Genomic DNA, 12,957 nt, shown 5'->3' with positions numbered 1-12,957 from the left:
AATTTGTGTACCAATATTGTCAAATTAACATTACCAAATTTTAATTAAGTCAATTAATTCAGGTAAATATGCCTACTTTCTGCACAAATACCTTATACTGAAGCAAGGAAATAAGCGTTTAAAATTTAGGGATAAATTACTGTTTGGCACCATGCGAAATAATATTATAAAAATTACCATCACGGCTGGAATCACCATGCTGACATTCAGCAATGTTCAGGCAGAGTGGTTTGTTGGATCCGATACAGCTCAACAAGAAGTTCTTCCATACCCAAGTAGTTTGTCTGATAGCGATTTTTCATTGAATGATATTTTAAGCTACAAAGAAAGTAGGAATGCTACGAGCAATAATGTTTCTTTGTTTGGAGGTTACCGAACCACTCAAAACTTTTCGATGCAACTTGAATATCAAGATGATCTTTCATTTGGAATAGACGATATGTTTGCGGGTTCATCACTTTGGTTTCCTGAAGTAGGCTCTCAAAATTTTGAGTCGAATGGATTGTTCCTATCTGGAATAAGCAGTTACCCAATAAACGATAATGGTTTCTTGTATATGAAAGGTGGTTTGTTTAACTGGGAAGTGGATCCTAATTACAATCAGACTAATGCCAAATACCTAGGCCAGACTCGTGGCACTGATATTTTTTACGGCTTAGGCGCAAATTATGACCTCAATGCCCGGTTTGGCGTGAGTGCTGAGTGGGAGCGTTATCAGATGGAAGAATCTGATATTGATTATCTCTCAACTAAACTTAAGTTTAAGTTTTAAGGCTGTAAATTTACTATCTCTATCGGTAGATAAGACCCTGTAATCCCTAGTCTTTACAGGCTAAACGCTTGAAATCTACCCATATTTTCCAATTTTTATTTAATAATTTGAGCTATAATTTACCGCTTAAATTTCAACCTTTACCTAATTATAAATTTTCCTCGTAGGAGACCTTCGTAATGTTTACACCAGACATGACAATTGCCGGTTTTGACAATGAATTAACCGATGCAATCAATAAGGAAATTCGTCGCCAAGAAGAGCACGTAGAACTTATTGCATCAGAAAACTACACCAGTCCTCGTGTGATGGAAGCTCAAGGAACTGTGCTAACCAATAAGTATGCTGAAGGCTACCCTGCAAAACGTTATTACGGTGGTTGTGAATTTGTAGACGTAGCTGAGCAATTAGCTATTGATCGTCTAAAAAGTCTTTTTGGGGCTGATTATGCAAACGTACAACCGCATTCAGGTTCGCAAGCTAATGCTGCGGTATTTTTAGCATTGCTTGAGCCACATGACACGATTATGGGATTAGACTTATCTCACGGCGGTCATTTAACACACGGTTGCCCTGTAAATTTCTCTGGCAAGAACTACAACGCTATTCTTTACGGATTAAACCCTGAAACAGGCGAAGTGGATTACGATGAAGTTGAACGTTTAGCCAAAGAAAACAAGCCAAAAATGATTATCGCTGGTTTCTCAGCGTATTCTAAAATTTGGGATTGGCAGCGGTTCCGAGATATTTGTGATCAAGTCGGTGCTTTGTTGATGGTTGATATGGCACATGTATCTGGTTTGATTGCTGCAGGTGAGTATCCAAACCCTATCCCTATTGCTGACGTGTGTACTTCAACCACACATAAAACTTTACGTGGCCCTCGTGGCGGCATCATTCTTGCTCGCAAGAACGATGCAATTGCTAAAAAGTTAAATTCTGCAGTGTTCCCTGGAACACAAGGTGGACCTCTAATGCATGTGATTGCAGCAAAAGCGGTAGCATTCTTAGAAGCATCAAAGCCTGAGTTTAAAGAGTATCAACAGCAAGTTGTAAAAAATGCTAAAGCCATGGCGGATCAATTCATGGAGCGTGGTTATAAGATTGTTTCGGGTGGTACAGATTGTCATTTGTTCCTTGTTGACCTTATTGATAAAGGTATTACAGGTAAGGCTGCTGATGCGGCATTAGGTAATGCAAACATTACGGTAAATAAGAATACTGTACCGGGTGATCCACAATCACCGTTTGTTACGAGTGGCTTACGTATTGGTACACCTGCGGGCACTACGCGTGGCTTCAAAGAACAAGAATGTAAAGACCTTACCAATTGGATTTGCGACATACTAGATAACTTGGAAAACCAGGAAACAATTGATCGCGTAAAAAATCAGGTGCTTGATTTATGTAAGCGCTTCCCAGTTTATAGTTCTAGCGATGAACAACAGGCGGTTGCATAACTCTAAATTTATTAGGTCTAGCTAATGCACTGTCCTTTCTGTCGATCAGAAGAGACCAAGGTCATAGATTCGCGGCTTGCGAGCGAGGGCTATCAAGTTCGCAGGCGTCGTGAATGTTTAGACTGTAATGAACGATTTACAACTTTCGAATCTGCAGAAAGAAATTTGCCGAGAGTCGTTAAGCATGACGGCAGACGAGAGCCTTTTAATGAAGAAAAACTACGCAAGGGAATAATTCTTGCCTGTGAGAAGCGACCTGTAGCGACTGAACTCATTGATGCGTCTATAAACTTAATTTCCCGAAAGGCACTTGGTGTTGGTGAGCGCGAGATTCCTGCTAAAGTTATCGGTGAGTGGGTCATGCAAGAGCTACGTTCACTAGATCAAGTTGCTTATGTGCGATTTGCATCGGTATATATGAGTTTTGAGGATGTGCAAGCATTTAAGGACATTATTGATCGCGTTGAAAATGATCTGACTCCGGAAATGTTAAAGAGCCAGCTTTCATTAATTGCTGACGATGCTGATAAAAAAACTCACTAAAATCTTCATAAATTAGCTGGCGGCTAGTCAGTATGAATAAATATTTAAACGACCAGGCCTTTATGGTCGAAGCCTTGCAATTAGCAAGAAAAGGCCTGTATACAACTCGAACAAATCCACGAGTAGGTTGTGTAGTTGTAAAAAATGGTGAGATTATTAGTCGCGGTTATCACTTATCTCCGGGCAAGCCTCACGCGGAGATTCTTGCATTAAATACCGTAAGAGATAGTTCAGATACAACCCTCTATGTAACCCTTGAACCTTGTTCACATCATGGTAAAACACCTCCTTGTGCAGAAGCCTTAGTCGCTGCGAAAGTAGCTCGCGTGGTGACTGCTATGAGAGATCCCAATCCACTGGTTAATGGTAAAGGGTTGGAATACTTGGAGAGCCATGGGATTAAAACAACTACAGGTATTTTAGAAGCTGATGCAATGGAACTGAACAAGGGTTTTGTTAAGCGCATGACGCAAGATAGACCGTATATAACCGTGAAGTCAGCTATTAGCTTAGACGGAAAAACCGCATTAAAGTCTGGTGAAAGCAAATGGATAAGTAGCGATGAATCTCGCTTAGATGTGCAGAAACTTCGCGCAAGAAGTTGTGCAATTATGACAGGCATTGATACGGTGCTAGCAGATGATCCAAGTTTGACTGTAAGGCTTAGTAAAGAGCAGCTAGGAATAGAAAATAATATTCAACAGCCAAAAAGAGTAATTTTGGATACACAACTGCGTATTTCAGCTAATGCTAAAACATTGCAGACATCAGAAGATGTGATTATTTACACTTGTGCCAAAAGAAATGATAAATTTGCAGAAATAGAAAGTAATCAAGTTGAGATTGTTAACACCGAGCGAAGTAACAACAATGTTAATTTACAGGCTGTGATAATAGATCTTGCAAAACGCGGCTTTAATGAGGTATTGGTTGAAGCCGGTTCTACATTAGTAGGTAGTTTATTGAAAAATCATTTCGTTGATGAAATGATTGTTTATATGGCGCCGCATATTATGGGGCACTCCAGTTATGGGATGGCTAAATTAGATTTTATTGAAAGCATGCAAGATCGGATAGAGTTTGAAATCTGTCAAACTAGAAAAGTAGGGCGAAATTTAAAACTACAGTTAAAACCTCAATATTCATAAAAATAAATATATGTCTACTATTGTTGCAGTTCAAAAAAATGGCAAAGCGTGTATAGCCGCAGATACCTTAACTACATTCGGGGACGTTAAGCAATCAAGCGAATTTGATAACACGCATGACAAAGTTTACTTATATAAAGATAATTATTTTGGAATTGTGGGCAGTGCTGCGCATCACATTGTAATTCAAAGTTTATTGAAAAAATACGGCGAGAATTTAAACTTTAATTCTCAGTTAGATATTTTTGAGTCTTTTAGAACATTGCATCCGATTCTTAAGGAAGAATACTACTTAAATCCTAAAGACGAGGAAGATGATCCATATGAATCCTCAAGGATTGATACATTAATTGTGAATCCTCATGGAATTTTTGCAGTGTATGCATTAAGAGAAGTTTTTGAATATTCAAGATTTTGGGCGGTAGGTTCAGGTGGTGATATTGCGCTAGGCGCCATGTATGCCTTATATGATCGTATGGAAAGTTCAGAAGAAATTGCAAAAAATGGAGTAGAAGCGGGGGCAACGTTCAATAATGCTACTGCATTACCATTAACGTCATATGTGATTGACCTAAATTAAGTAAGCTTTAGAAATCATGTTTACTGGAATTATTGAAGAAATTGGCACAATACATAGTGTCGCCGAAAAAGAAGATATACACCAATATAGAATTCAAGTTTCTAGTAAATTTATTGATGGCGTGCAGCTTGGGGATAGTATTGCGGTAAATGGTGTTTGTTTAACGGCTTATGATATCGAACAAAATTCATTTTATGTTGATGTATCCAAAGAAACTCAGCAGTGCACTAGCTTTGGCCGAGCAATTAGAAATAATCAAGTAAATCTAGAGCGTGCGGTAACTCCAACTACTCGTCTCGGGGGTCATTTTGTCAGTGGGCATGTAGATGGTTTAGGTGTATTGAGTACTCGCGAAGATAACGATAACGAAACCATTTTGTGGATTAGCAGCCCTGTTGAGCTAGTAAAATATATTGCTGTAAAGGGTTCAGTTTGCATAAATGGTGTAAGTTTGACTGTAAATAAAGTTAAGGATGAGCAACTGTGCGTTACAATTATTCCACATACTTTGAAAAATACAATATTAAACGCAATTCAAACTGAAGATTTGCTGAATATCGAGGTAGATTTAATTGCCAGATATCTTGAAAATATTATTAATAATAGATCATAAAATACAGATAGTAATTTATAAAAAATGAAACATGAAACATAGTGAAACTAAAGGTGCTGACTATAATGGCAATAATGCAAAAATTGCTATTGTATCTGCGCGTTTTAATGGAGAAATTGTTAATAACATGCGCATAGCAGCGCATCAGACATTGCTTGAAAATGGTGTAAATGAAGCCGATATTATGGATGTGCCTGTCCCAGGTGCATTTGAATTACCGCTTGTATGTAAAGCGCTTGCCGAGAGCAAAAAATATAATGCTGTTATTGCATTGGGCTGTGTAATTCGTGGTGATACACCGCATTTTGATTATGTATGCAGTGCCAGTGCACAGGGTATTCAGCAAGCTAGTTTAGAATCTAATATACCAATCGCATTCGGCGTGCTAACGACCAACACTATCGAGCAAGCTCTCGAACGTTCATCCACCAGTAATATTGAACTTAACAAAGGTCGAGATACCGCATTATGCGTGTTAGAAATGATTAATGTTCTGAAGTCTATTTAGTGACAGTATTGTGGAACCACAAAAACGACATTGGTCAAGAAGATTGGCTCTGCAAGCGCTATATCAGTGGCAAATATCAGGACACGAAATAGATGAATTGTTAGCGCAATACGTTGAAGATGAAAATTGGGATAAAGTAGATAAAGACTATTTTGTTGATTTGCTAACAGAATCAATTAATCAAAGTGTAGAGCTTTCTGCAATTTTTTCACCTTATCTAAATTTACCAACTGAGCAAATAGACCCCATTGAAAATGCTATTTTGCTTTATGCTACGTATGAAATTATGCATAAGTCTGAAACTCCTTCCAAAGTGATTCTCTCTGAAGCGATTAACTTATGTAAAAAATTTGGTTCTATCGAGGGATATAAGTTTATCAATGGAGTGTTAGATCAAGTCACTCAAAATAATCGTTAAATTATTACTCTTATCTCAACTAAAATTTGTTAGAACAAGAACTAATTCAGAAATATTTTACTAAGCATCAGGCAGCTTGCGGAACAGTTGACGTCAGTGTTGGAGATGATGCGGCTATAGTAAATCCACCTGAAGACTCTAAGCTTGTAATTACAACTGATACGCTTAATGTAGGAGTGCATTTTCATGCAGATTGCAATCCGCAATTTATTGGACATAAATCTTTGGCAGTAAGTTTAAGCGATATTGCAGCGATGGGTGCAAAGCCTCTTTGGGCTACACTAAACTTATCATTGCCGGATATAGATCACCAATGGCTACAAGATTTCTCTGATGGCATTTATCAATTAGCCGATGCACACAAGCTAAGAATTGTAGGTGGCGACATAGTGAAAGGTCCGCTATCCATTACTGTGCAAGTGATAGGCAGTCTGCCTGAACAGAGAAAGTTATTACGATGTGCATGCGAAATAGGTGATTTAATATATGTAACCGGATATTTAGGTGATGCAGCATTGGGATTAAAATTAATAAATAATAATTTTAAATCTGAATTAAATTCCAATGATCGAGATTATTTTTTAATGTGCCTGCATAAACCTATGCCACGTTTTGATATATCTGCGCACATAGTCAAGTATGCTCATTCAGCTATAGATATCTCAGATGGTTTTTTGATTGATTTACAACGAATACTTTCTATGAGTAATAAAGGTGCAATAATTGATTTAGAAAAAATACCAATTTCTCGTGCAATGCTAAGAATGGTAAATCATGTCGATGATGTAAAAGAATTGCTGATAGGTGGCGAAGATTACGAGCTTATCTTTACTATAAAGCAAAAAGATCAAATCAAACTAGAGAGATATTTTAATTCAGAAAAGATATTAGTAAGTAAAGTAGGTAAAATAATTTCAGGTTCTGGTATATCGCTTTTTGATAATAATCAACCTACGCAATTACCCAAAAGTTTTGGATTTGATCATTTCTCATGATAGGAAACTCTGTTACACAGACCGTCTTACGAAATCCAATACATTTTATATCATTTGGATTTGGGGTAGGGCTTTCACCTATAGCACCTGGGACAATGGGTACACTTATTGCTATTCCAATTTTTCTGGCACTTACTACATTTTCACTTTCTATTTATTTGTTATTTGTAACTATAATATTTTTTGTAGGCTGCTGGGCTTCAGGTCTGACAGCAAAAGCTTTAGGAGTGCCTGATCATTCTGGCATTGTTATTGATGAAATCGTAGGGTACTTGATCACCATGATTCTTGTGCCTGTTACTTGGTATTGGGTTATTTTGGGCTTTTTGCTGTTTCGTTTATTTGATATCTGGAAGCCTTGGCCGGTCTGTGTAGCGGACCGGCAGGTGAAAGGTGGCTTAGGCATTATGCTAGATGATGTATTAGCGGCCTTGTACAGCCTGCTATCCCTGCATATCGTAATTTGGTCGGTGAATTTCCTCTAATTCATGACCTAGCCTGAAGGGCAAGGTAAACTCAATATGTTGAGAAATATACTACTATATTTCAGTTAGATATGGCCGTTTCCCAGAGTTCGGTATCGACTAAGGACTAACATGAAATCAGACTGTATTAATCTTCAGATTCACAATAATAAAATTAATCAATAACGTAAAACAAATTAGCTGCTTGGAAATATGGGTGTATTAGGTGCAATTCGCGTAGATGGGACGATTGATCAAATCATCTCGCAAGGTTCAGGGGCAGGGACTGATTATCAAAAGAACCTAGCAAAACTGCAAAAGATCGCAAACAAAGCCATTCCAAAGCTTGCTAATCGATTGGAGGGCGCCAATCAAGAGCAAGAAAAAAATATAATTAATATTTTGTCGGATCTTGCTGTTCTAAAAAATGCAGAGCATTTCAAACTACTGTTTTCGCATCAAAACAATCAAGTACGAGATGGCGTTGTCGAGGCATTAGCAAAATCACCTGATATTGATCCAAATAGATATGTTGATTTATTTGAGAAACAAAACGCTTCAAAACCAATGCTTATAAGTTTGCTTACCGCGCAAAAGTCAAAAGTAAATGGAACCAAATTATTACGTTATGCCTATAAGTTAGAGCATAACGATCAAGCCGCATTATTTAAACTGTTAGAAAGCATAGCAGGCGATACTATTGTGCCTGAACTAGTAAATCGAGTGGACACCAAAGATCCGATAATTCGCACATATATAACAAAAGTATTGGCGAAATTCGATACGCCTAGAGTAAATGAGTCATTGAGTAAGCTTTTGTCCGATGAAAATAAAGCGGTACGACTAGCAGCATTGGATGGCTTATCGCGTGCAAATAAAATAGATGATATCGAACAACTTTGTAAACTTATTAGCGATCCAGATTTCAAAGTTCAAAATAAAGCCATCGAGGCGATCGTTAAAATTAAGCACCCTAAAACGGTATTGTATTTAATCCCGCATTTGAAAGATGAATCTGAATATGTACGCAGAGCAGCTGTCGAAGTTTTAAATGAGATTGCTAGTAAAGAATCAGTAAAAGATTTGCTCAATGCTATCAAAGATGAAGATTGGTGGGTGCGCAGTCGTGCTGCTGATGCTTTAGGAAAAATTGGTGGCAAACGTGTAGTTCGAGCAGTTATTCAATTGATTAAAGATGACGATGAATTTATTCGCCGTTCTGCTATTGAGATAATTAATGCAACTAAAGATGACAGCACCTTTGAAGCATTAGTGCAGTCATTGGATGATTCTGACTGGTGGGTTAGAGAAAGAGCAATTGATGGTCTAGCTGATTTAGGCAACAAAAAATGCGTGCCTGTTCTCATCAACATGCTTAGCAATAATAGTGATAACGAAGCTATGGTGGTGGTTTTGTTAAAAGCATTTGCAACCTTAAAAGCAAATGACGCAGTAGATGTTACGGTTAAACAATTAAAGTCAAAATCCGAAAATGTAATTAAAGAAGCTATAAAAACTTTAATGGTAATTACGGATGACAATACTATCGAAACTGTTGTAAAAGCCATCGATAAAGTCATTGAAAATCAAGCTGAGGAAATCCAGGAGCTGGGCCAAGAAGCGATTAATAGGATTGTTGAACAAGAACCTGCTGATTCATCGATTCAGGTGTTTAAGAGTGACGATATTGATATTAAAAGTGACACCTTAACCTTGCCTGGCAAGGTGACTCGCGGTGATGTATCAACTGAATCAAAAATTATCAATCCAGATGACATGCAACCAGACGATATGCTTGCAGATCGATATCGTTACATTAAGAAAATTGGTAAAGGTGCATTTGGTTCTGTGTTCCTGGTGGAAGATACAATTATTAGTGAAGAAATTATTCTTAAATTTTTAAATGCTCAATTTGTAACAGACGAAAGCATCATTAAGCGTTTTATATATGAGCTTCGATTTGCGCGAAAAATTACTCACCCGAATGTAATTCGTATTTATGACATGTTGTCATTTGGCAAAGCACATGCAATTTCTATGGAATACTTTAGAAGCCACACTTTGAGTGCAGAAGTAAAAGATAAAAAACCTATGGACGTTGAACGTGCTAAAAAGTTCACTTATGACGTATGTAGCGGAATGGAAAGCGCACATGAAGCAAATGTAGTTCATCGCGACTTGAAACCAAATAATATTCTAATTAACGAAGAAAGTATTCTAAAGATAGTTGATTTTGGTGTTGCTGCGGCTACTCAATCTACTGATACAAAGTTAACCAAAACAGGCTTACTTGTAGGAACACCTACTTATATGGCGCCTGAACAAGTATTAGGCAAGGAAGTTGATGAGCGTACAGATATATATAGTTTAGGTGCAATTATGTATGAGATGCTAACAGGTAGGCCGCCATATTCTGGAAAGGATAGTATGTCTATCATGTACCAACATGTGCAAGGTAAGGCAACAAAAGTCTGTGAAAAAAATGAATTGGTTTCACAAGAACTTAGCGATGTAGTATCTAAGTCCATGAGTGTTAAAGCTGAGCACCGATATCAAAGTATGGCAGAGCTTAAAGATGCAATTGAAAAATTGATGAATTAAATAGTGAATTAATAATGGCAAGAATAGATGCGTTTTTAAAACTGGGTCGCGAGCAAAGCTGCTCAGATATCCATTTAGCGGTTGGTGTTCCGCCTATGTTTCGAATGCATGGTGACCTAGTACCGATAAAGTTTAGAGACCTTGGTGATACAGAATTAGAAGGTTATATAAGTGAGATTTTGACGAAGTCTCAAAAAGAAAAGTTTCGACAAGGAGACGACTTAGATTTTTCTTACATGTCTGAGGGTGTGGGTCGATTTCGTATTAACTTATTTAGAAAATCTTCGGGTATTGGTGCAACATTCCGGCATATCCCAACTGAAATACCAGCATTTGAAACATTAAAGCTACCGCCAGTAATTAAAACTTTTGCTGAATTCAAACAGGGTATGGTATTGGTAACTGGCTCTACCGGTACAGGTAAATCAACAACCCTTGCGTCATTAATTCACCATATTAATAAAACTCGCAAAGAAAATATTATTACACTAGAAGATCCTATTGAATTCATTCATCCGAGTATGAATTCCCAAGTGATGCAGCGTGAGGTAGGGACTCACTTAAAAAGCTTTGGTGATGGATTACGTGCCTCTTTACGTCAAGATCCTGACATTATACTCGTGGGTGAGATGCGTGATGCTGAGACTATCAGTATGGCAATGTTGGCCGCGGAAACGGGACATTTGGTATTTGGTACCTTGCATACTACCTCTGCAACAAAATCTATAGACCGAATAATTGATGCACTTCCTGCAGAACAGCAAGGACAGGGGAAAATATTTTTATCAAAAAACTTGCACGCTGTTGTAACACAAGATTTATTGAAAACTGTTGATGGAAGAGGCAGAAGAGCCATAGTAGAAATTATGATAATGAATCATGCTATTGGTAATTTAATTATGTCTGAAAAGAACTTTCAAATTCCCAATCAAATACAAACAGGTAGTGGTGTAGGAATGCAACTTAAAGATCAAGCGTTATTAGCAGCTGTGCAAAATAAAGAAATAGATCCAGATGATGCTTACTTACATGCAAATGATAAAAAGTTATTCCAACAGTTTGTTACTGATCCAGATTTATTGCCTAAAGCCAACTAACAATAAATATATATTATGATAGATATCGATACACTTTTAGAGATGTTAGTTGCGCGCGGTGGCTCTGATTTGCACTTAGTGTCGGGTGACCCACCAAGAATGAGAGTGCTTGGTGATTTAGAAGCTATATCAGAAGATAAGATAAGTGCAAAGGAATTGCTTGATGCAATAAATAACTTCATGCCAACTCGTGCTCGCAATACATTTGAAAAAGAAGATAATGCAGACTTTGCTCACAGTATAGAAGGCTGCGGACGTTTTCGAGTTAATGCATTCAGGCATCTAAATGGGGTAGGCGTGATAATGCGTTCCATTCCTATGGATACTGCATCATTAGAAGATTTATCTATGCCAGAGATACTGGCTAGTATAAGTAAACAAAAATCCGGAATGATATTAGTAACTGGTAAAACTGGTTCAGGTAAATCAACTACTTTAGCGGCAATGGTCAATGAAATTAATAGTACGCTTAAGGGGCACATTTTAACAATTGAAGACCCAGTTGAGTTTATCCATGAACAAAAAAATTGTTTAATGAGTCAGCGTGAAGTTGGAGAACACGCTAAATCTTTTGCAAGTGCATTACACTCAGCATTGCGTGAAGATCCAGATGTGATACTTGTAGGCGAGATGCGTGACTTAGAAACTATGAGTCTTGCCGTTACAGCTGCAGAGACAGGTATATTGGTTTTGGGTACATTGCATACCAATAGTGCTGCGGATACAGTAGATCGAATAATTAATTCGTTTCCAACGAATAAGCAAGACCACATCCGCACCATGTTATCCACTTCATTGCGTTCAGTAATTTCTCAACAACTTATCAAAACAAAAGATGGTAAGGGTAGAGCTGCAGCTGTTGAGATTATGGTTAACACTCATGCAGTAGCAAACATCATCAGAGAAGGAAAAACTGACCAGATTGATAACTCCATCCAAGGCGGACGAAGCTTTGGTATGCAAAGCATGGATACTGCAATTAAGAAATTGCTTAATGATGAAAGAATAACACCAGAAGCCGCTTTCGAAGCAGCAAATGATAAAAGTCAATTCATGCAGTTTTTAAAAAAGACTGACGCAACAGCCTAGTTAAATATCATGTATAAGTACGCAAGCTCTCTTGTTAGTTTTTTAATATTTTCAATAGTGATAAATGCTGCTCAAGCTGAAATTTCACACATTGAGGTGATGGCTTTGTTTAAAAATAAAGCTATGGTCAGTATTGACGATGAACAACATCTATTGAAAGTGGGTGAAATAGCAAAACTAGGTGTGAAACTGATTGAAGCAAGCAGCAAATATGCTGTTTTAGAAGTGAATGGAGAGCGATCAAAATATAATCTAGGCAATCGTGTTCGTGCAAGCTATTCCAAAACTTTAAAAAAGAAAGTGCAAATATATCGAGATGGGAGCAATATGTTTAGAACCGTTGGCTCTATCAATGGTTATCCAGTTGATTTTCTTGTAGATACTGGTGCAACCTCAGTCGCACTAAATTCTGCAATAGCCAAACGGCTTGGGCTACAATATAAGTTAAAGGGAGAAAAAACGATTGTTTCGACAGCCTCTGGAAAGGCGCTCGCATATTCAATTTCTTTGGATCAGGTAAAAATTGGCGAAATCATGTTGAGAAATATAGATGCGGTAGTTATTGAAGGTAATAGCCCGACAACGCCATTATTGGGAATGTCCTATTTAGGACGCCTTAAATTAAATAATGAAAATCAGTATCTAGAATTAGAAGAAAAATATTAAGAC

General features: G+C 37.5%; 14 protein-coding genes. All 14 read left to right on the top strand.

What is annotated here, in order from left to right; genetic code table 11:
- Positions 1–151: 151 nt before the first annotated feature.
- The 14 genes from GKR92_03385 to GKR92_03320 all read left to right on the top strand — a co-directional run bounded on the left by GKR92_03385 (position 152) and on the right by GKR92_03320 (position 12,954).
- A complete protein-coding gene (locus tag GKR92_03385; GenBank protein ID QMU60784.1) occupies positions 152–772 on the top strand; it encodes an outer membrane beta-barrel protein in 621 nt (206 codons plus the stop codon).
- A gap of 179 nt (positions 773–951) precedes the next feature.
- Complete coding sequence (locus tag GKR92_03380) at positions 952–2,232, top strand: aminotransferase class I/II-fold pyridoxal phosphate-dependent enzyme (protein QMU60783.1); 1,281 nt, start codon at positions 952–954, stop codon at positions 2,230–2,232.
- Between the two features lie 24 nt (positions 2,233–2,256).
- Positions 2,257–2,775 (top strand): transcriptional regulator NrdR, encoded by a 519-nt coding sequence (nrdR, locus tag GKR92_03375; protein ID QMU60782.1) that lies wholly within the window; start codon positions 2,257–2,259, stop codon positions 2,773–2,775.
- Positions 2,776–2,807: 32 nt separating this feature from the next.
- On the top strand, positions 2,808–3,923 hold the full coding sequence (ribD, locus tag GKR92_03370; GenBank protein QMU60781.1) for a bifunctional diaminohydroxyphosphoribosylaminopyrimidine deaminase/5-amino-6-(5-phosphoribosylamino)uracil reductase RibD: 1,116 nt from the start codon (positions 2,808–2,810) through the stop codon (positions 3,921–3,923).
- Between the two features lie 10 nt (positions 3,924–3,933).
- On the top strand, positions 3,934–4,503 hold the full coding sequence (locus GKR92_03365) for an MFS transporter (protein QMU60780.1): 570 nt from the start codon (positions 3,934–3,936) through the stop codon (positions 4,501–4,503).
- A 16-nt stretch (positions 4,504–4,519) separates the two neighbouring features.
- Entirely contained in the window at positions 4,520–5,116 is a 597-nt protein-coding gene (ribE, locus tag GKR92_03360; protein QMU60779.1) for a riboflavin synthase, read from the top strand.
- 31 nt (positions 5,117–5,147) lie between these two features.
- Positions 5,148–5,624, top strand: a complete 477-nt coding sequence (locus GKR92_03355) for a 6,7-dimethyl-8-ribityllumazine synthase (GenBank protein ID QMU60778.1) — start codon at positions 5,148–5,150, stop codon at positions 5,622–5,624.
- 7 nt (positions 5,625–5,631) lie between these two features.
- Positions 5,632–6,042, top strand: a complete 411-nt coding sequence (gene nusB / locus GKR92_03350) for a transcription antitermination factor NusB (protein QMU60777.1) — start codon at positions 5,632–5,634, stop codon at positions 6,040–6,042.
- 26 nt (positions 6,043–6,068) lie between these two features.
- Positions 6,069–7,037, top strand: a complete 969-nt coding sequence (gene thiL / locus GKR92_03345) for a thiamine-phosphate kinase (protein QMU60776.1) — start codon at positions 6,069–6,071, stop codon at positions 7,035–7,037.
- Positions 7,034–7,522: a phosphatidylglycerophosphatase A gene (locus GKR92_03340; GenBank protein ID QMU60775.1), complete on the top strand. Its 489-nt coding sequence runs from the start codon at positions 7,034–7,036 to the stop codon at positions 7,520–7,522. The genes thiL and GKR92_03340 overlap by 4 nt, the downstream gene beginning before the upstream one ends.
- A 546-nt stretch (positions 7,523–8,068) precedes the next feature.
- Positions 8,069–10,102 (top strand): protein kinase, encoded by a 2,034-nt coding sequence (locus GKR92_03335; protein QMU62701.1) that lies wholly within the window; start codon positions 8,069–8,071, stop codon positions 10,100–10,102.
- A 14-nt stretch (positions 10,103–10,116) separates the two neighbouring features.
- Complete coding sequence (locus GKR92_03330) at positions 10,117–11,199, top strand: PilT/PilU family type 4a pilus ATPase (GenBank protein QMU60774.1); 1,083 nt, start codon at positions 10,117–10,119, stop codon at positions 11,197–11,199.
- Between the two features lie 15 nt (positions 11,200–11,214).
- Positions 11,215–12,288, top strand: coding sequence for a PilT/PilU family type 4a pilus ATPase (locus tag GKR92_03325; GenBank protein ID QMU60773.1), 1,074 nt, complete (start codon positions 11,215–11,217; stop codon positions 12,286–12,288).
- A gap of 9 nt (positions 12,289–12,297) precedes the next feature.
- On the top strand, positions 12,298–12,954 hold the full coding sequence (locus GKR92_03320; protein QMU60772.1) for a TIGR02281 family clan AA aspartic protease: 657 nt from the start codon (positions 12,298–12,300) through the stop codon (positions 12,952–12,954).
- Positions 12,955–12,957 lie beyond the last annotated feature (3 nt).

The organism is Gammaproteobacteria bacterium, from assembly GCA_014075255.1.
Classification (GTDB): domain Bacteria; phylum Pseudomonadota; class Gammaproteobacteria; order UBA4575; family UBA4575; genus JABDMD01.
Note: the sequence above shows the minus strand (reverse complement) of the source record. Positions and strands in the feature narration are given on the sequence as shown.

What these genes read in the sequence shown, in the direction of transcription:
- GKR92_03385 (QMU60784.1), top strand. Translation starts at nt 152, where the DNA reads ATGCGAAATAATATTATAAAAATTACCATCACGGCTGGAATCACCATG.
- GKR92_03380 (QMU60783.1), top strand. Translation starts at nt 952, where the DNA reads ATGTTTACACCAGACATGACAATTGCCGGTTTTGACAATGAATTAACC.
- nrdR (QMU60782.1), top strand. Translation starts at nt 2,257, where the DNA reads ATGCACTGTCCTTTCTGTCGATCAGAAGAGACCAAGGTCATAGATTCG.
- ribD (QMU60781.1), top strand. Translation starts at nt 2,808, where the DNA reads ATGAATAAATATTTAAACGACCAGGCCTTTATGGTCGAAGCCTTGCAA.
- GKR92_03365 (QMU60780.1), top strand. Translation starts at nt 3,934, where the DNA reads ATGTCTACTATTGTTGCAGTTCAAAAAAATGGCAAAGCGTGTATAGCC.
- ribE (QMU60779.1), top strand. Translation starts at nt 4,520, where the DNA reads ATGTTTACTGGAATTATTGAAGAAATTGGCACAATACATAGTGTCGCC.
- GKR92_03355 (QMU60778.1), top strand. Translation starts at nt 5,148, where the DNA reads ATGAAACATAGTGAAACTAAAGGTGCTGACTATAATGGCAATAATGCA.
- GKR92_03340 (QMU60775.1), top strand. Translation starts at nt 7,034, where the DNA reads ATGATAGGAAACTCTGTTACACAGACCGTCTTACGAAATCCAATACAT.
- GKR92_03335 (QMU62701.1), top strand. Translation starts at nt 8,069, where the DNA reads ATGCTTATAAGTTTGCTTACCGCGCAAAAGTCAAAAGTAAATGGAACC.
- GKR92_03330 (QMU60774.1), top strand. Translation starts at nt 10,117, where the DNA reads ATGGCAAGAATAGATGCGTTTTTAAAACTGGGTCGCGAGCAAAGCTGC.
- GKR92_03325 (QMU60773.1), top strand. Translation starts at nt 11,215, where the DNA reads ATGATAGATATCGATACACTTTTAGAGATGTTAGTTGCGCGCGGTGGC.
- GKR92_03320 (QMU60772.1), top strand. Translation starts at nt 12,298, where the DNA reads ATGTATAAGTACGCAAGCTCTCTTGTTAGTTTTTTAATATTTTCAATA.